We start from the raw sequence: 17,848 nt of genomic DNA on the forward strand, positions 1-17,848 counted from the left end.
TCGGTTGACCGGGCACCTCCCCGGTGCCGGTGCCGCCGTTCGGACCAAGCGAGCTCCCACTCGCGTTGATCCGTCTGACGGCTTTTCTTCGTGAGACGTTGACGGACTGTAGGGGCCCTCGGTTCCCCCCGCCAAGACCTAGAATGCCTTCTGTTACCAGATGTCACCGAAGGGGGTCGGTTTTGTCACTGATTTCACACCTGTGGGGACACGGCGTCACCGGCGCCTGACTCACTCCGGGTAGCCTGGCCCTCGTGCGAAAAGCGGATGGTTTGTTCAAGCTCATCGGCCTCTGCCTGCTCGCGGGGGTGCTCGTCGCCGGCATGCTCTTCCCGGTCGTGGGGGCGGCCGGTGTGATGTCGAACCAGGCCAGCGAGACCGTCGAGAAGACGTCGTCCGACCTCGCGGACATCCCGCCGCCCCTGGTCACGACCGTCACGGACAGCGCAGGCACCCCGATCGCGACGATGTACGACCAGTACCGGCTGCCGATCAACGAGAACCAGATCAACGAGGCCATGAAGTGGGCCCTGGTCTCGGTCGAGGACAAGCGGTTCTACGACCACCACGGCGTCGACTGGCAGGGCACGCTGCGCGCGGCCGTCAGCAACAGCACCGGCGCGGACACGCAGGGTGCGTCGACCCTCACGCAGCAGTACGTGAAGAACTACCTGATCAACGTCGTCTACCGCGGCGACACGGTCGGGCAGAAGAAGGCGCAGGAGCAGTCGGTCGCCCGCAAGCTGAAGGAAGCGCGGATCGCGATCCAGCTCGAGACGAAGCTGACCAAGCAGCAGATCCTGGCCGGCTACCTGAACATCGTCGAGTTCTCCCGGCAGATCTACGGGATCGGCGCCGCCGCGCACGCGTACTTCAACACCACGCCGGAGAAGCTGACCGTGCCGCAGGCCGCGCTGCTGGCCGGCCTGGTGAACAACCCGATCAACAACGACCCGTGGAAGCACGCGGACAAGGCGACCGCGCGCCGCAACCTCGTCCTGGACCGGATGGTCGAGAACAAGAAGCTGGCCAAGGCCGACGCCGACCGCTTCAAGGGCGAGCCACTGGGGGTCGTGCCGGACTCGCCGGCCAAGCCCCCGGCCAACTGCATCGGCGCGGGCCCGGAGGCCGGGTTCTTCTGCCAGTACGTCGAGGACTACCTGATCAAGTCGGGGATGAGCAAGGACCAGCTCTACACCGGCGGCTACACGATCAAGACGACGCTGGACCAGCGCGCCAACCACGAGGCGAAGGTCTCGGCGGAGGCGCAGGTGAAGAAGACCCAGCCGTACGTGGCGAACACGCTGTCGCTGATCAGGCCGGGCAAGAACCGGCACGAGGTGGTGGCGCTGGCGGCCAACCGCGACTACGGCCAGGACCCGGACTCCGGCCAGACTACGTACGCGTTGCCCGCGGGCGTCTACAACACGGGTGGCGCGGGGTCGACGTACAAGATCTTCACCACGGCCGCGGCGATGGAGAAGGGCGTGGCGGGGATTTACTCGCCGATCGACGTGCCGGACTCCTACACCTCGCACGTGTTCTTGGGTGGCGCGAAAACCTGTCCGAAGGCCGGAAATTCGAACTGGTACTGCGTCGGCAACGCGGGCGACTACAGCCGCATCGCGCAGGGTGCCACGGTCCAGACCGCGCTCGCGACGTCACCGAACACCGCATTCGTCGAGCTGGAAGACCGGCTCGGCAGCACGGCACCCGGCATCGACATGGCCAAGCGGCTCGGGATGCGCGACACCATGGCGAGCAACATCGGCGGCGGCACGGTCGACCCGAAGGCGGACAAGGCCGAGAAGAGCCAGAGCCAGGCCGAGTACTACGGCCCCAGGCCGGGCTGGGCGGGCTTCGGCGCGTTCACTCTGGGCTTCAGCCCGCTGAGCGGCCTGGAGCTGGGCAACGTCGCGGCGACGATCCTCTCCGGCGGCGTCTGGTGCCCGCCGACGCCGATCGCCGGCGTGACCGACCGCAACGGCCAGCCGGTGCCGGTCAAGGAAGCCGGGTGCGAGCAGGCGGTGCCCGAAGGCCTGGCGAACACCCTGGCCGTCGGCATGAGCAAGGACGACCAGCCGGGCGGCACGTCGGCGGCCGCGGCCGCCGCGGTCGGCTGGGACCGCCCCATCATCGGCAAGACGGGCACGACCCAGGGCAACGTCTCGGCGACGTTCGTGGGCGGCACCCCGCAGCTCGCGGGCGCGGCGATGACGTTCAAGTTCGGCGGCGGCGGCTCGGGTGGCCTCTGCGACGCCGGTCCGGGCAACGTCCGGGTGTGCGGCAGCGGAAACATGTTCGGTGGCAAGGCCCCGGCCCGCACATGGTTCGGCGCGATGAAGAACATCATGGACGACAGCCAGCCCCACGTGGACCTGCCGCAGCCCGACCCGCAGTACATGGGCGGCCCAGGCCGTTAGCCCTTGCTGTCCAACGAAGGCCCCTTCACCGCGCTTCGGCGGTGAAGGGGCCTTCGTCGTTCAGCTGCCACCGGGCATGTCCACCAGGATCTCCTCGTTCCACCAGTAGTAGAGCTGATCCAGCTGGTCGGTGTTCGTGACCTTCGTGGACAGCAGGATGCCCGCGGTGAGGGTCTTCGCGTCCGTCCACACCAGCTGGGCCGGCTCGCCGAGGAAGCACGTCAGGTAGTCACCCGGGACCGGGTTGCGGGTCTCGGCGCGGTTGTACGTGCCCCAGATCTTCGGGTACGTCAGCGGGCGGCAGGCACCCTGGGCGTCGTTGCGGGTGAGGCCCTGCGTTTTGACGATGTTCCGGAAGAACGCGTCCATCGCCGCCGCGTCGGCGAAGCGCAGGAACTTCGCGCCCGTCGGCTGGGGGAAGACGACGTTGCCGGACTTGACGTCGCCGACGTTCGAATCACCGCACTCGACCGCGGCGGCCGCGCCGGCCGGGGTCGCCGCGTCTTCGCACGTGGATTCCTTGTAGACGGACGGAAGTGCCGCATACAGCTTCTCGTCGTGCGGTGGCGGCGGTTTCGATTCCGAAGTGGACGGTGGCGGCGGCGAAGACGACGACGTGGCAGGCGGCGGCGACGTGTCGTCCGGGGTGACACTGACCGGCGCCGTCGGCCCCGGGCCGCCCGTCTGCGTCGTCTTGTCCTTGCTCACGAAGTACGTGACCAGCAACGCCACCACGACGATCCCGGCGAGCGCGCTGCACAACGCGATCCACCGGCCCCGCTGGGACTTCGGCGGCTGCGACGGCGCGGTGAGCGGTGGCGGCCCGGTCATCGGCCGCGGCCCCGGGTACGGCCCGGTCGGCGGGCCGACGTAGGTCGGGCGTGGCGGCGTCATCGGCCCGGACACGGCGTGCGGCACCGCCAACGTCGGCATCGGACGCGGCGGGGTCACCGGCCCGGGCAGGGTTTTCTGCCACGTCGGAATCGGCGCGGACGTCGGGGTCGCCAGCGCGTTCCGGACGGCTTCGGCGAACGCGGCCGCCGTCGGGTAGCGGTCGGCCGGGTTCTTCGCCATCCCGCGCGCCACCACCGCGTCCAGCGCGGCCGGCACCCCCGGCCGCGCCTGCGAAAGCACGGGCGGTGGCGCGGTCAGGTGCGCGCCCATCTGCGCGGCCGCACCGTCGGCCTGGAACGGACGGTGCCCGGTGAGGCACTCGAAGAACACGCACGCGAGCGCGTAGACGTCGACGAGCCCGGTGATCGGGGCGTCGCCGAAGCGTTCCGGCGCCATGTAGTCGAGCGTGCCGATCACGTTGCCGGTGCCGGTGAGGGACGTGCCCTCGGCGCTCATCGACCGCGCGATGCCGAAGTCCACGAGGTACACGAAGTCGCCGGTCGTGACGAGCACGTTCGACGGCTTGACGTCGCGGTGCACCAGGCCGTCCTCGTGCGCGGCGTCGAGCGCGCCCGCCACCTGCTCGACGATGCCGGCGGCGCGATCCGGCGTCAGCGGCCCGTCTTCGAGCAGTTCCTTCAGGTCCTTGCCCTCGACGAGCCGCATGTCGAGGTACAGCTGCCCGTCGATCTCCCCGTACGCGTGGATCGGGATCACGTGCGGCTCCCGCAGCCGCGCCACGATCTGCGACTCACGGCGGAACCGCGCGCGGAACGCCTCGTCCGCCGCGTTCGGACCGGACAACAGCTTCAGCGCGACGACGCGGTCGTGCGCCGTGTCGTAGGCGCGGTGGACCTCGCCCATGCCACCACGGCCGAGCAGGCCCTCGATCCGGTACGGCCCGAACTGCTCCATCGCTCTCCCCAAGCCCCCCGGCTCGAAACCCGTGTGACAGGGCCGACGCAAATGCTAAGCGCGAGGTTCCCCGTAACGGCGGCGAAGTCATCCAACTGTTGAGCACGTATCCTGGACCCCGTGAGCACGCTCAGTAACAAATCCACGTCGGGGGCGAAGGCGGCACGCCTCGCCGCGGGGACGTTGGCGCTCGGCGCCGCGACCCTCGGTTACGCCGTCGGCATCGAACGGCGCCACTGGACCCTGCGCACCGCCGAGCTCCCGGTGCTGGCGCCCGGGTCGCGGCCGTTCACCGTCCTGCACGTTTCGGACCTGCACATGCTGCCGAGTCACCTCAGCAAGCAGCGCTGGGTCGCCGCCCTGAACGAGCTCGAGCCGGACCTCGTCGTCAACACCGGGGACAACCTGTCGCACCACCAGGCCGTGCCGTCGGTGCTGCGCGCGCTCGGCCCGCTGCTCGACCGGCCTGGTGTGTTCGTCTTCGGCAGCAACGACTACTACGCGCCGAAACCCAAGAACCCGGCCCGCTACCTGATGCCGAAGGGCAAGAAGAAGCGCATCCACGGCGTCCAGCTGCCGTGGCGCGACCTGCGCGCGGCGTTCGTCGAGCACGGCTGGACCGACCTGACGCACGTGCGCCGCACGATCGACGTCGGCGGGCAGCGGGTGTTCGCCGCCGGCGTCGACGACCCGCATCTGCGCCGCGACCGCTACGCCGACATCTCCGGCCCGGCCGACAGCGGCGCGGCCGTCCGCATCGGTGTCACGCACTCGCCGGAGCCGCGGGTCCTCGACACGTTCGCCACGGACGGTTACGACCTCGTGCTGGCCGGCCACACCCACGGCGGCCAGCTGCGTCTCCCGGGTTACGGCGCGATCGTCACCAACTGTGACCTGGATCGCAGCCGCGCCCGCGGCGCCTCCCGCTGGGGCGCGCACATGTGGCTGCACGTTTCGGCCGGCTTGGGGACGTCGCCGTGGGCCCCCGCGCGGTTCGCGTGCCCGCCCGAGGCAAGCCTGTTGACGCTGGTCCCGCGCGGATCGGGCGCCGACGAACCCCGTAAGACAGCCCGCCGTAAAGCCCGCGACAACGTCCGCTAGACTTCTCCACGACCCGTTAAGCAGTACCTCGGGGTGTGGCGCAGCTTGGTAGCGTGCCTCGTTCGGGTCGAGGAGGTCGTGGGTTCGAATCCCGCCACCCCGACGAGTAAGAGCCGGTGTCTTCGGACACCGGCTCTTCTGGTTTCCGGGGTCAGCGCGTCGCGGTCAGTTCGACCCAGCACTGGCTGAAATCGCCGTCACCACTTCTGACCCACGTCCACGCCGAACGGGCCGCGCTCGCCAGCTGGTCGCGGTCGCGCCCGAAGGCCGGGTCCGCGATCGCCGCGTCCAAGCGGGACTCGACGTACTTCGCCAGGTCCCGGTACGTCATGTCCTCCCGGTAGCGAGCGCGCGAGACGATCTCCGTGAACCCCGCCGCCGCGCAGTGGTCGGCGATCTTGCGGCCCGCGAACGGGTCGCCGCCGGCCCGGCGGCGCAGCAGGTAGTGACCGCGCAGGGCCGCGTCGACGTTCGCCGTCTTCGGGCGCAGCCGCGCCTTGCTCCAGTCCGAAGTGGACAGCGCGAGCCTGCCACCCGGCTTGAGGACGCGGCGCAGCTCCGCCAGCGCGTCCAGCGGTGCGGCGAGGTGCTCGAACAGCGCGTGCGAGAACGCGACGTCGAAACTGCCGTCGGCGAACGGCAGCCGGTAGGCCGACGCCGCCAGGAAGTCCACTGTGGACCGACCGGCGCGGCGCGCGACGTCACGGGCCATCGCGACCTGGCCGGCGTCGACGTCGACCCCGGTGACGCGTGACCCGGCGCCCAGCCCCAGCGTGATCGAACCCGGGCCGCAGCCGAGGTCGACCACCCACATCCCCGGCCCGAACAGCGGCTGGGCGAACGTCGCGCGCTCGGCAGCCGTGCGCGCGGACATCATCGAAACCGCGTCTCGCCCGTAGCCCGGCGCGTAACCCTCCAGCACCCCGCACACAGTACGGCCAGAAGGTGGCAGGATCGAGGGGTGAGCACGCAGTCAGCCAACCAATATCCGCCCGCGGTGGTCCCGGACCGGCTGTTCGACGAGGCCGAGACCGAAGCCCGCTGGCGCGCCCGCTTCCACGCGCCGCGCATTTCCGTGCCCGACTGGGCTCGCGACGCCCCCGATTCGAACATCTACGTCTCCAACTCAAGCGGCGTCTGGGAGGTCTACGCCTGGAACCGGGCGACCGGCGAGCACCGCCGCGTCACCGACCGGCCCAACGGCACCATGCACGCCACACCGTCCCCGGACGGGGAGTGGATCTGGTGGTTCGACGACACCGACGGCGACGAGTTCGGCTCGTGGGTGCGCGAGCCGTTCGCCGCGACCGAGGGCAGCAAGCCCGAGAAGGCGGTGCCGGACGTCCACGACGGCTACCCGGCCGGCCTCGAGATCGGCACGAAGCTCGTCGCGGTCGGCGTCTCGACCGACGACGGCAGTGAGCTGTTCGCCCGGATCGACGGCGAGACCCACCGCTTCTACAGCCACGCGGACGACGCCGGCATCACGTCGCTCTCCCGCGACGAGAGCCTGATCGCCATCTCCCACTCCGAGCACGGCGACTCGCGCCACCCGGCGCTGCGGGTGCTCGCGACCGACGGTTTCGCCGCCGTCGCCGAGAAGTGGGACGGAGAGGGCAAGGGCCTGTCCGCCCTGGAGTTCTCGCCGCTGCCCGGCGACCAGCGGCTGCTGGTCCTGCACGAACGGCGGGGCCGCGAGGAGCTGCTGGTCTGGGACGTCCGGGAGGACACCGAGACGGAGATCGAGCTGGACCTGCCCGGCGAGGTCGTCGCCGGCTGGTACCCGGACGCGCGGGCCCTGCTCGTCGTCCACTTCCACGAGGGCCGTAGCTCGTTGTACCGCTACGACCTCGACTCCGCCGACCTGTCCTCAGTGGACACTCCGGCGGGCCGGATCGGCGGCGCCGGCGTGCGTCCCGACGGCACCGTCGAGTACTCCTGGTCGAGCGCGGCCGAGCCGGCCGCCGTCCGGGCGCGCACGGCCGACGGCGCCGACTCGGTGCTGCTCGAGCCGCCAGGTGACCGGGCGCCGGGGTCCGAGCCGGTGACCGACGCGTTCGTCGAAGGGGTCGGCGGGCGGATCCACGCGCTGGTCTCGCGGCCGTCCGGAGCGACCGACGGTCCGCTGCCGACGGTGTTCTCCCTGCACGGTGGTCCGCACGCGGCCGACGAAGACCGCTTCTCGGCGTACCGCGCGACCTGGCTCGACGCCGGGTTCGCCGTGGTCGAGGTCAACTACCGGGGCTCGACCGGCTACGGCTCGGCCTGGCGCGACGCCATCGAGGGCCGGCCGGGGCTGACCGAGCTGGAGGACGTCGCCTCGGTGCACGACTGGGCCGTCCAAAGTGGACTCAGTGACCCGAAGAAGTGCGTCGTCAACGGCGCTTCGTGGGGCGGTTACCTGTCGCTGCTGGCGATCGGCACCCAGCCGACCCGGTGGGCGGCGGCCGTCGCCGGGGTGCCGGTGGCGGACTACGTCGCCGCGTACGAGGACGAGATGGAGCAGCTGCGCTCGTTCGACCGCGCGCTCTTCGGCGGTTCGCCCGAGGACGTGCCGGCGGTGTACCAGGAGTGCTCACCGATCACGTACGTCGACGCCGTCACGGCGCCGGTGCTCGTGCTCGCCGGGGACAACGACCCGCGCTGCCCGATCCGGCAGATCGAGAACTACCTCGACCGGCTGGGCGGCCGCGAGCTGCACCACGAGTTCTACCGCTACGACGCCGGCCACGGCTCGCTGGTGATCGCCGAGACGATCAAGCAGACCTCCATCGAGGTCAACTTCGCCCAGCGGGCCCTCGGCCTGCGCTGACCAAGGTCCGTGAATGTCGCATTGAGGGACTCTAAGTCCCTCAATGCGACATTCACGGCTTTCAGCGTTCGGAGTGCAGGACCCCGCCGGTGGCCCAGTGGTCCGCGCCCACCTCGATCAGCGTCACCTGGACGCCCTCCGGCTTGCCCCCGCAGGTGCGGATGAAGGCGTCCGTCAGCTCGCGCACCAGGGCGCTCTTCTGCGCGGGCGTGCGGCCGGGGAACATCGAAACACTGATCATCGGCATGGCGCCCAGCCTAGAGCCCGCGCTTGACCGCCTGAAGCTTCGCGACGGCGGCCGGGTCACCCTGGAAGTCCAGGTTCACGGCGTCACGGCCGAACACGAACAGCAGCAGGTCGACCGGGTCCCCGACGACCGTCACCGGGTCCGGCCCGGTCTTGACCGCGGCCTCGCGCCCGTCGGTGGTCCGGAGAGTGACGCCGACCGGCGACTTGCGGAGGTTGAGCTTCGCGGCGCCCTTCGCCGAGCGCCACGCCGTGGCGTCCCGGGTGGGGTCGGCCGGGCGCGGCTTCCAGTCCGGCTGCGCGCGGCGGACGTCTTCGTGGTGGACGAGGAACTCCGCGCCGTTGGTCAGCTCGTCGAGCGGGCCGATCGAGGTGGGCCAGAACTTCGACGGCCCCTGGCGCACCTGGTCGACCAGGCTCGGCCACGGCTTCGCGGCGTAGCGGTCCTGGACCTTCTTCGTGTACCGGGCGAGCGCGGGCACCGCGATGCCCGGCGCGGCGTCGATCCGGTGCTCGCGCACGACGAGGTGCGCGGCGAGATCCCGCGTCGTCCAGCCTTCGCACAACGTCGGCGCGTCGGGCCCGAGGTCTTCGAAGAGCGAGCTCAACGCCTGGCGTTCGTCTGCAGCGACACCCATGTGTGTGACGCTACTCGCCGGTACCCGCGCTGGCGACGGGAAGAGACCGCGGGCACGTGTCGTTGATCGAAAGGTGAGCCGACTCTTCAGCCCGATCACGGTCCGCGGCCTGACGCTGCCGAACCGCGCGTGGGTGTCCCCGATGTGCCAGTACTCCGCGACCGACGGCCTGCCAGGCGACTGGCACCTGGTCCACCTCGGCCAGTTCGCCACCGGCGGCGCCGGCCTGGTCCTGACCGAGGCGACCGCCGTCACACCCGAGGGCCGGATCAGCCCGCAGGACACCGGCATCTGGAGCGAGGCGCACGCTGACGCGTGGCGCCGGATCGTCGACTTCGTGCACGCCCAGGGCACGTCGATCGGCATGCAGCTGGCCCACGCGGGCCGCAAGGGATCGACGAAGCGCCCGTGGGAGGGCTCCAGCAGCGTCCCGGCCGACGAGGGCGGCTGGCAGAGCGTCGGCGCGGACCGGCAGGCGTTCGGCCCGTACGCCCCGGCGCGTCCGCTTTCGACGGACGAGGTGAGCGCCCTGCCCGCGGTGTTCGCGGCCGGCGCGCGCCGCGCCCTGGACGCCGGGTTCGACCTGCTCGAGCTGCACTTCGCGCACGGGTACCTGGTACACCAGTTCCTGTCGCCGCTGTCGAACTCCCGCACGGACCAGTACGGCGGCGACTTCGAGGGCCGCACCCGGCTGGCGCTGGAGATCACCGACGCGGTGCGCGCCGAGGTGGGTCCGTCGGTGCCGTTGTTCGCGCGGTTGTCGTCGTCCGACTGGACGGAAGGCGGCTGGACGATCGAGGACTCGGTGCGCCTCACGAAGCTGCTGGCGGAGCGGGGCGTCGACCTGATCGACGCGTCCTCGGGCGGCAACACCCCGAACCCGGACATCCCGGTCGGGCCGGGTTACCAGGTCCCGTTCGCCGCCCGGATCCGCACCGAGACGAGCGTGCCGACCGGCTCGGTGGGCATGATCACGGACCCGGAGCAGGCGGAGGAGATCGTGGCCTCGGGCTCGGCGGACGCGGTCTTCCTGGCGAGGGCCCTCCTGCGCGACCCGCACTGGCCCCTGCGCGCCGCGAACGTCCTCGACGGCGACGTTCGCTGGCCGGACCAATACGCCCGCGCCAAGTCCTGGCACTGATTTTTGCCGCGAAAGGTCGGTTCCGGTCCGATTCGGACCGGGACCGACCTTTCGCGCGCGCCGCTGTCGGCGGATGGCGCTACCGTCGCTTTCATGGTGTTGCATCAGGGGAAAACCGACAGCCCGAGCCGCGTCGGCGGCACGAATCCGATGTACGCCGGGGCGAACCCGGCGCTCGCGGCGGACTTCGTCATGCCACACGACAAGCTGCTCGACACGTCGGTGCCACCCGACACGGCCCTGCAGCTGGTGCGGGACGAGCTGATGCTCGACGGCAACGCGCGGCTGAACCTCGCCACGTTCGTCACCACGTGGATGGAGCCGCAGGCGCGTGAGCTGATGGCCGAGTGCGTCGACAAGAACATGATCGACAAGGACGAGTACCCGCAGACCGCCGAGCTGGAGCGGCGCTGCGTGAACATCCTCGCCGACCTGTGGCACGCGCCCGACCCGGCCGACGTCATGGGCTGCTCGACCACCGGGTCGTCCGAGGCCTGCATGCTCGCCGGGATGGCGCTGAAGCGGCGCTGGTCGAAGCTGGGCCGCACCGGCAAGCCGAACCTGGTGATGGGCGTGAACGTCCAGGTGTGCTGGGAAAAGTTCTGCGAGTACTGGGAGGTCGAGCCGCGGCTGGTGCCGATGGAGGGCGACCGGTACCACCTCTCCGCGGAGGAGGCGGTCGCGCGCTGCGACGAGAACACGATCGGCGTGGTGGCGATCCTCGGGTCGACGTTCGACGGCAGCTACGAGCCGGTGGCCGAGATCGCGGCGGCGCTCGACGCACTGCAGGAGCGCACGGGCTGGGACATCCCGGTGCACGTCGACGGCGCGTCCGGCGCGATGATCGCGCCGTTCCTCGACCCGGACCTGGAATGGGACTTCCGGCTGCCCCGGGTCGCGTCGATCAACACCTCCGGGCACAAGTACGGGCTGGTGTACCCGGGTGTCGGCTGGGTGATCTGGCGGAACCAGGCGGCACTGCCGTCGGAACTCGTGTTCAACGTCAATTACCTGGGCGGCAACATGCCGACGTTCGCGCTCAACTTCTCCCGGCCCGGCGCCGAAGTCGCGGCGCAGTACTACACATTCGTGCGACTCGGGCGCGAAGGGTTCCGCGCGGTGCAACAGGCGTCGCGTGACGTGGCGATGCACCTTTCGGCCGGGATCGCCGGCCTCGGGCCGTTCGAACTGCTGACCCACGGCGACCAGCTGCCGGTGTTCGCCGCGACCACCCGTGCGGACGCGGGCTTCGACGTGTTCGACGTCTCCCGCAGGCTGCGCGAGCGCGGCTGGCTGGTGCCGGCGTACACGTTCCCGGACAACCGCACGGACCTGGCGGTGCTGCGGATCGTGGTCCGCAACGGCTTCACGCACGACCTGGCCGACCTGCTTCTGACCGACCTGGCGCGCGTCCTCCCGGAGCTGCGGAAGGAAGGAGGCCGCCCCAAGGACCCAGCCAAAGCGACGGCGTTCCACCACTGAGCGCGCGAAAGGCCGGCTCCTCGCGGAACCGGCCCTTCGCGGACGAGGTCAGGCCTGCTGGGCCTGCCACATCCAGTGCGCCTCTTCGAGGGCACGGGTGATCTCGATCAGCAGGTCCTGCGTCACGAGGTCGCTCTTGTCGGTCTCGTCGATGCGCTTGCGCAGCCGCGCGATGAGAGCCGAGAGGATGTCGACGATCGCGGCGACCGTCGACTCGACCGACTGCCAGTTGTCCGGGTAGTCGGGCAGCCCGGAGCTCTCGACGACGGTCTTGGCCTTGCCGTTCGGCGAGACGCCGATGGCGTTCGCCCGCTCGGCGACCTGGTCGACGTACTCGCGCGCGGTGGTCACGAGCTCGTCGAGCTGGAGGTGCGCGCTGCGGAAGTTCGCGCCGACGACGTTCCAGTGCGCCTGCTTGGCGATCAGGGAGAGATCGACGAGGTCGACCAGCGTCGCCTGGAGGGCGTTGCCGGTGATCTCCTTGTCGGCCTCGGCCAGCGGGCTCTTGATCGGAGAGGTGGACATGTGCGGTGATCCTTTCCTCGAACTGAGGCGGGGATCAGACGGTCGCGGAGAGCGCGACCTCGATGTTCCCGCGGGTGGCGTTGGAGTAGGGGCAGACCTGGTGGGCCTGCTCGACCAGCTGGTCGGCCTGGGCCTGCTCGACACCGGGCAGCGACACCTTCAGCGCGACGCCGAGCCCGAACCCGACGTCCTGCTTCAGCACGCTGACCTCGGCAGTGACGGTCGTGTCGTGCAGCGGCACCTTGGCCTGACGGGCGACCAGCTGCAGCGCGCTGTGGAAGCACGCCGAGTAGCCGGCGGCGAAGAGCTGTTCGGGGTTCGTCTTGTCCCCGCCGGGGCCGCCCATCTCCTTCGGGATGGCCAACGACTCGTCGATGACGCCGTCGGACGAGGTGACCTCGCCGTTGCGGCCGTCTCCGCGTGCCGTCGCCACCGCGGTGTAGATCGCCTGACCCATTCTTCGCCTGCCTTCTGTCCGGGGACGCTCACCATCGAGCGTCTCATCGGGCACAACATCCCGCACCCGCGGAACAGTGCCCCTGCATGGCAGACATCACGCGCTTCGTTTACCCGGCACCGGCCGGGCGAAACGCTAGGAGTGGCGCGCCACAGCGAACTCGGCGACCTGGCGGCCGATCAGGCGAAGCGTGCGGATGCTCTTCTCGTCGGACGCGCCGCCGCCGTCGTCGAACTTGGTCTCGGCGGAGTTGATCGAGCCACCCAGCGGGGTGGCCCAGCCGCGCAGTGCGTGCGTGATCGTGCGCAGCTGCTCGAGCGTCGTCACCGCGGCTTGCCAGCCGTAGGCGACGGCGGCGAGGCCGACAGCGCGGCCGTCGAGGTAGGGGCGGGCGTCGTCGCGGAGGTCTTCGACGTAGTCCAGGGCGTTCTTGACCAGCCCGGACAGCGCGCCGTGGTAGCCGGGCGAGACGACGATGAGCCCGTCGGCGTGGCGGACGGCGTCGACGAGTTGCTTCGCGCGTTCGTCACGCTCCAGCTCACCCGCGTCGTAGAAGGGCAGCACCAGATCCGGACCGGAGAGCAGCCGCGTCCGGACGCCGGCTTCCGCCGCCGCGGCGAGCGCGATCTGCAACGCGCGTTCGGACTGCGAGCCCTCCCGCAGAGAGCCGCCGATCCCGAGCACGTTGACCGTCCTGGCTGAAGTCACGCTTTCCAGGCTAACCCCTCCACTTAACTGGAGGACCAGACTTTGGGACGGAGGCCCCGGTCACACCCGGCGCCGCACTGGACCTGATACCTACTGACAAGTAACATCTGCGCCGCACCGATGCACAGGAGGCAACGATGGCGATCCCGCTCCCGGTCCGCGTTCAGGCCGCCGCGTCCCAGCTCGCGTTCTGGCTGCCCCGGCCGGTGCGGCGAGCCGTGGCGGGCCGCCCGGTGCACCTCGACGGGCAGGACCTCGCGCTCGACGCCCAGCTGCTGCTGCGGCTGCAGAAGATCGCCCGCGCGGAGCTGGTCCGCGGGTCGGTCGAGAGCTCCCGCGCGCTGCTCGACGTGGGCAGGCACCTGGTGAGCGGCAAGCCGATCGAGCCGGTCTCGGTGCGCGAGGTCGCCGTGCCGACGCCGGACGGCGATCTGCCGGCAACGCTCTACACGCCGGTCGGGCTGCCGGAGAAGTCGCCGCTGCTGGTGTTCTTCCACGGCGGCGGCTGGGTGATCGGCACCCGCGCGAGCCACGACAACGCCGTCCGCTTCCTGGCCAAGCACGCCGGCGTGCGGGTGCTGTCGATCGAATACCGGCTGGCCCCGGAATTCCCGTTCCCGGCGGCGGCGGACGACGCACTGGCGGCGTTCGACTTCGCGCACGCCAAGGCGAGCGACCTCGGCGCGGACCCGTCCCGCATCGCGGTCGGCGGCGACAGCGCGGGCGGCAACCTCGCCGCGGTGACGGCCCAGCAGGCGGTGCGCCGCGGCGGCCCGGCACCGGCGTTCCAGCTGCTGATCTACCCGGCGACGGACTTCGCTCAGCGCTACCGCTCGCAGGACCTGTTCGCCGAAAACCTGTTCCTCACCGACGTGCACATGAAGTGGTTCGAGAGCCACTACGTGCCGAAGGGCAGCGACCTGACCGACCCGCGCCTCTCCCCGCTGCGCGCGGACGACCTGAGCGGTCTCCCACCGGCCCTGATCGTGACGGCGGGCTTCGACCCGCTGCGCGACGAAGGCGAGGCGTACGCGGAGAAACTCGCCGACGCCGGAGTCGAGGTGGCGCTGCGCCGCCACGAGGACCTGATCCACGGGTTCATCAACTTCACGGGCGTCGGCACCCGCTTCCGCGAAGCCCTCGCCGAAACGGCAGGAGCCCTGCGGCAGGGTCTGTCCATTCGCGACTGACGCCCGAGGCGTCCCGATTCGAGCCGCTGGACAGCCGACGCCCAGACCTGTCCACATGGGACCGGCCTCACCGAGAGCGCGAGCCGCCGCCGGTCACCCCGCCCCGGGAAACGACCCGGAGCCCGGCGCGGAGGAATGTCCGCGGCCGGGCTCCGGGCCCCCTGTTTCTGCGATAGCCGTACTCAGCCCGCCGGTGCAGGCAGGGGCGGGACCGGCAGCGGCGGCACCGGGAGGCCGCCGAGCAGGCCACCCAAAATGCCCGTTACCGCGCCCAGCAGGGCCTTCACCAGGTCGCTGACGATCTTCAGCGGGCCCGGCAGGTCCGGCAGCGAAGGGATCGGCAGCGGCAACGGCGGCAGCTGGCGCGCCTTGGCCGTCGGGTCGGTCAGCAGCCGGGCGGACTCGTCCGCCCGGCCCTTGGCCAGCCCGGCGAGCTGCTGGGTGTCGGTCTGGATCGTGTAGCGCTTTCCGGCGGCGATGTCCGACAGCACCGGGCTCATCTGGCCCAGGTCGGACCGCGTGGCGCCGACGTTGCCCGCGTAGGCCACCTTGGTCAGGTCGTCACGCATCTGCAGAACCTGTGCGGCGAGGGCCTGGGTGCTGGAGGAACCCTTGCCCCCGTCCGGGCTCGCCGAAGCGATCCCCGCCGTCGCGACTGCCAGCAAACTGCCGGCGGCTACCAGGGCGATGGACCGCCCGAACTTGCCTTTCATACCCTTTACCTCCTGGCCTCGGGAGACCTGACGGGTTAAAGCGATACCCGCCGTATCGGAGATAAGCCACCCGATCACCGGATAGGGAAGTTTTCTAACCCTTACGTGCCGGATGCGGAAGAGGCGAACTCGACCGCAATTGATTAACGGCGAAACCTTGCGTCTCCCCCTGAAGATCATCTTGACCGATCCCCGTCATCACTGCTGGTCATCACCGTCCACTATGGAACAGTTCGATCACCCACATCGGTGTAAACGGTGATCTTTTCGCTTCATCACTCCGCTGGACCGCGTGTCGCAACTGCTCCAGAAGGGCGTCCCCCACGCTCGCACCGCCACCCACACGATTCCGCGGAAACCGCTTCCCCGAGGTGGGAGCACGAACCGGAAAATGGTTCGGGAAAACCCCCTCAAAGTGGAAGGCCCGCCTCCAAATGGGCGAAGGCGTCGTCGAGGGAGTGCAGGAGACGGTCCGGGTCGCCGCCGGCGGTGTAGAACGCCGCGAGCACGACGCCGACGACCGCGCCCGCCCAGTTGCGCACCTCGAAGTCGGTCGCGGACCGGCCGACGCGCCGGGCGGCGAGGTCGGCGAGCAGGTCGATGCCGTCGCCGTACTGATCCAGCATCGGGGCGCGCAGCTCCGGCTCGTTGAACACCAGCAGCTGCCGCTCGCGCTCGTCCTGCCAGGCCTCCTCCGGCATCCGCTCGTAGACCTCGCGCAGCGTCGCCCGGAGCGCTCCCATCAGGCTCAGCTCGGGCGGCTGGGCCAGCGCGGCCTCGACCATCAGCGGGTCGAGGGCGTCGTAGAGGACCGTCGCCTCCTTCGTCGGGAAGTACCGGAAGAAGGTGCTCGGCGAGATCTCCGCGGCGGCCGCGATCTGGTCCACCGTCGTGGCCGCGTATCCCTGCTCGCGGAACAGCCGCAACGCGTGCCGCTGGATCGCGGCACGCGTCCTGGCCTTCTTCCGTTCTCGCAACCCCTGGGGCTCAGCCGGCGACGACGTCATGCTCCGATTCTCGCGGCTCGGTCCCGGCGACCGCGCGCCCGGGCAGGAACAGCACCGCCAGGACGGCACCGGCGACACCGAGCCCGGCGCAGACCCACAGCGTCGCCGCCATGCCGTCGGCGAACGCGGCCCGCGCGGAGTCGGCCAGGGCGGGCAGGTGGAGCTTCCCGGCGACGGCGACCGCGCCGGACGCGCTGCCCCGCGCGGCGTCGGCCACCGGCCCCGGCAGGCCCTGGACCGCGACACCGGCGCGGTAGACGCCGTTGAGGACCGTGCCCAGCACCGCCACGCCGATGGTGCCGCCGATCTGACGCAACACCTGGATGAGCGCCGAGCCGGCCCCCGAGCGGCCTTCGGTGAGCGCACCCATCGCCATCGACATCAGCGGCGGCAGCGTGCACCCGGTGCCGAGGCCGATGACGATCTCCCAGCCGAGGGTCAGGCCGTAGCCGGACGCGGCCGACGTCGTCGAACCCCAGCCCAGACCGGCCGCGAGCAGCAGGAACCCGGCCGTGACGACGACTCGGACGCTGAACACGGTGACCAGCCGTTCGGCGATCTTCGCCGAGACCAGCATCCCGCCGATCAGCGGCAGCAGCCGCAGCCCGGTCTGCAGCGCGTCGGCGCCCTGCACCGCCTGGAACAGCTGCGGCAGCACGAACAGCAGGCCCATCAACGCGAACGACGCGACGGTGGCGAGCACCGCGCCCCAGACGAACCGCGGCTCCCGGAACAGCGCGAGGTCGGCGAGCGGCGCGGCCACCCGCGTCTGCTCCCACCAGAACACCGCGAGCAGCGCGGCACCGAGCGCGACCAGCCCGTACGTCATCGGGTCGGCCCAGCCGTGCTCACCCGCGTAGACGAAGCCGTAGGTGAGCGCGACGAGCCCGGCCGCCGACAGCGCGATGCCGGCGTAGTCGATCGCGCCCGCGCCGGAACCACGGGTCAGCGGCACCAGGAAGAGCACCGCGACCAGGCCGACGACGGTCAGCGGGACGTTGATCAGGAACACCGAGCCCCAGGCGAAGTGGTCGAGCAGCCAGCCGCCGAGCAGCGGGCCGAGCGGGATGCCGACGAACGTCGCCATCACCCACGTCGTCAGCGCCTTCGCCCGCTCCTCCGGCGGGAACAGGACGTTCAGCAGCGAGAGCGACAGCGGGATCAGGAACGCGGCGCCGACGCCGAGCACGACCCGGGCGGCGATCAGCTCGCCCGGCGAAGTCGCGTAGGCGCACCACAGCGACGCCAGGCCGAACACCGCGAGCGCGCCGAGCAGCAGCTTCTTCGGGCCGAACCGGTCGCCGAGCAGGCCGGCGGGCAGCAGCAGCGCCGCCAGCGCCAGCGTGTAGGCGTTGCCGAACCACTGCAGCTGCGTGGTCGTGGCGCCGAGGTCGACGGCGAGCGTCGGCACCGCCACGTTCAGCACGGTCAGGTCCAGGCCGACGGTCAGCAGGCTCACCGCGAGCGCTCCGAGCGCCCACCACCTGCGCGGATACAGCTGATTCATAGTGACCCCCACTTGATAGTTACTACCAAATGAGAGTAGCTCTCAAAATGTTCGGGCACCAGGGCCGGAAATAAGTTGCACGCGCGTAC

The 17,848-nt window shown here is 70.6% G+C and carries 16 protein-coding genes and 1 tRNA gene; 7 read left to right on the top strand and 10 right to left on the bottom strand.

All coding sequences use genetic code 11. From position 1 onward, the window contains the following. Nucleotides 1-254 precede the first annotated feature (254 nt). Nucleotides 255-2,423, top strand: coding sequence for a transglycosylase domain-containing protein (locus tag ACGFMK_RS10560; protein WP_392760351.1), 2,169 nt, complete (start codon nucleotides 255-257; stop codon nucleotides 2,421-2,423). 60 nt (nucleotides 2,424-2,483) lie between these two features. Here the strand turns inward: ACGFMK_RS10560 and ACGFMK_RS10565 are convergent, their stop codons facing one another. Beyond that, on the bottom strand, nucleotides 2,484-4,232 hold the full coding sequence (locus ACGFMK_RS10565) for a protein kinase (RefSeq protein WP_392760353.1): 1,749 nt from the start codon (nucleotides 4,230-4,232) through the stop codon (nucleotides 2,484-2,486). Nucleotides 4,233-4,352: 120 nt separating this feature from the next. Here ACGFMK_RS10565 and ACGFMK_RS10570 point away from each other — a divergent pair, with 120 nt between their 5' ends. Further along, the gene (locus ACGFMK_RS10570; RefSeq protein ID WP_392760355.1) at nucleotides 4,353-5,333 is read left to right on the top strand and encodes a metallophosphoesterase; all 981 of its coding nucleotides are present in this window, start codon (nucleotides 4,353-4,355) and stop codon (nucleotides 5,331-5,333) included. Between the two features lie 29 nt (nucleotides 5,334-5,362). After that, nucleotides 5,363-5,436 (top strand) — tRNA-Pro (locus ACGFMK_RS10575). 48 nt (nucleotides 5,437-5,484) lie between these two features. On the opposite strand, the gene ACGFMK_RS10580 is transcribed toward ACGFMK_RS10575, so the two are convergent. After that, complete coding sequence (locus tag ACGFMK_RS10580; protein ID WP_392760356.1) at nucleotides 5,485-6,255, bottom strand: methyltransferase domain-containing protein; 771 nt, start codon at nucleotides 6,253-6,255, stop codon at nucleotides 5,485-5,487. Nucleotides 6,256-6,294: 39 nt separating this feature from the next. Between ACGFMK_RS10580 and ACGFMK_RS10585 the strand changes: the two genes are divergently transcribed. Then, entirely contained in the window at nucleotides 6,295-8,145 is a 1,851-nt protein-coding gene (locus ACGFMK_RS10585) for a prolyl oligopeptidase family serine peptidase (RefSeq protein ID WP_392760358.1), read from the top strand. 61 nt (nucleotides 8,146-8,206) lie between these two features. Here ACGFMK_RS10585 and ACGFMK_RS10590 read toward each other — a convergent pair whose 3' ends face one another. Together ACGFMK_RS10590 and ACGFMK_RS10595 are read right to left on the bottom strand one after the other, a co-directional pair. After that, a complete protein-coding gene (locus ACGFMK_RS10590; protein WP_392760360.1) occupies nucleotides 8,207-8,392 on the bottom strand; it encodes a 4-oxalocrotonate tautomerase family protein in 186 nt (61 codons plus the stop codon). Nucleotides 8,393-8,402: 10 nt separating this feature from the next. Beyond that, nucleotides 8,403-9,029, bottom strand: coding sequence for a TIGR03085 family metal-binding protein (locus tag ACGFMK_RS10595; protein WP_392760361.1), 627 nt, complete (start codon nucleotides 9,027-9,029; stop codon nucleotides 8,403-8,405). A gap of 73 nt (nucleotides 9,030-9,102) precedes the next feature. On the opposite strand from ACGFMK_RS10595, the gene ACGFMK_RS10600 reads away from it, so the two are divergent. Together ACGFMK_RS10600 and ACGFMK_RS10605 are read left to right on the top strand one after the other, a co-directional pair. Continuing rightward, complete coding sequence (locus ACGFMK_RS10600) at nucleotides 9,103-10,170, top strand: NADH:flavin oxidoreductase/NADH oxidase (RefSeq protein ID WP_392760363.1); 1,068 nt, start codon at nucleotides 9,103-9,105, stop codon at nucleotides 10,168-10,170. 93 nt (nucleotides 10,171-10,263) lie between these two features. Beyond that, on the top strand, nucleotides 10,264-11,652 hold the full coding sequence (locus ACGFMK_RS10605; RefSeq protein WP_392760365.1) for a glutamate decarboxylase: 1,389 nt from the start codon (nucleotides 10,264-10,266) through the stop codon (nucleotides 11,650-11,652). Between the two features lie 48 nt (nucleotides 11,653-11,700). On the opposite strand, the gene ACGFMK_RS10610 is transcribed toward ACGFMK_RS10605, so the two are convergent. The 3 genes from ACGFMK_RS10610 to ACGFMK_RS10620 all read right to left on the bottom strand — a co-directional run bounded on the left by ACGFMK_RS10610 (nucleotide 11,701) and on the right by ACGFMK_RS10620 (nucleotide 13,342). Then, nucleotides 11,701-12,177 carry a Dps family protein gene (locus ACGFMK_RS10610; protein ID WP_392760367.1) on the bottom strand — a complete coding sequence of 159 codons (477 nt, stop codon included), beginning with the start codon at nucleotides 12,175-12,177 and terminating at the stop codon, nucleotides 11,701-11,703. A 34-nt stretch (nucleotides 12,178-12,211) separates the two neighbouring features. Next, nucleotides 12,212-12,634, bottom strand: a complete 423-nt coding sequence (locus tag ACGFMK_RS10615) for an organic hydroperoxide resistance protein (protein ID WP_326956753.1) — start codon at nucleotides 12,632-12,634, stop codon at nucleotides 12,212-12,214. Nucleotides 12,635-12,769: 135 nt separating this feature from the next. Further along, nucleotides 12,770-13,342 carry an NADPH-dependent FMN reductase gene (locus tag ACGFMK_RS10620; RefSeq protein WP_392760370.1) on the bottom strand — a complete coding sequence of 191 codons (573 nt, stop codon included), beginning with the start codon at nucleotides 13,340-13,342 and terminating at the stop codon, nucleotides 12,770-12,772. A gap of 137 nt (nucleotides 13,343-13,479) precedes the next feature. On the opposite strand from ACGFMK_RS10620, the gene ACGFMK_RS10625 reads away from it, so the two are divergent. Then, complete coding sequence (locus ACGFMK_RS10625; protein ID WP_392760372.1) at nucleotides 13,480-14,532, top strand: alpha/beta hydrolase; 1,053 nt, start codon at nucleotides 13,480-13,482, stop codon at nucleotides 14,530-14,532. Between the two features lie 182 nt (nucleotides 14,533-14,714). On the opposite strand, the gene ACGFMK_RS10630 is transcribed toward ACGFMK_RS10625, so the two are convergent. From ACGFMK_RS10630 to ACGFMK_RS10640, 3 genes are all read right to left on the bottom strand, one after another. Then, nucleotides 14,715-15,245 carry a hypothetical protein gene (locus tag ACGFMK_RS10630; RefSeq protein ID WP_392760373.1) on the bottom strand — a complete coding sequence of 177 codons (531 nt, stop codon included), beginning with the start codon at nucleotides 15,243-15,245 and terminating at the stop codon, nucleotides 14,715-14,717. A gap of 410 nt (nucleotides 15,246-15,655) precedes the next feature. Further along, a complete protein-coding gene (locus ACGFMK_RS10635) occupies nucleotides 15,656-16,252 on the bottom strand; it encodes a TetR family transcriptional regulator (RefSeq protein WP_392760375.1) in 597 nt (198 codons plus the stop codon). Further along, entirely contained in the window at nucleotides 16,233-17,759 is a 1,527-nt protein-coding gene (locus tag ACGFMK_RS10640) for a DHA2 family efflux MFS transporter permease subunit (protein WP_392760377.1), read from the bottom strand. Before ACGFMK_RS10640 ends, ACGFMK_RS10635 begins: the two co-directional genes overlap by 20 nt. Nucleotides 17,760-17,848: the final 89 nt, after the last annotated feature.

Origin of the sequence: Amycolatopsis sp. NPDC049252 (assembly GCF_043197175.1) — a bacterium.
Lineage (GTDB): Bacteria > Actinomycetota > Actinomycetes > Mycobacteriales > Pseudonocardiaceae > Amycolatopsis.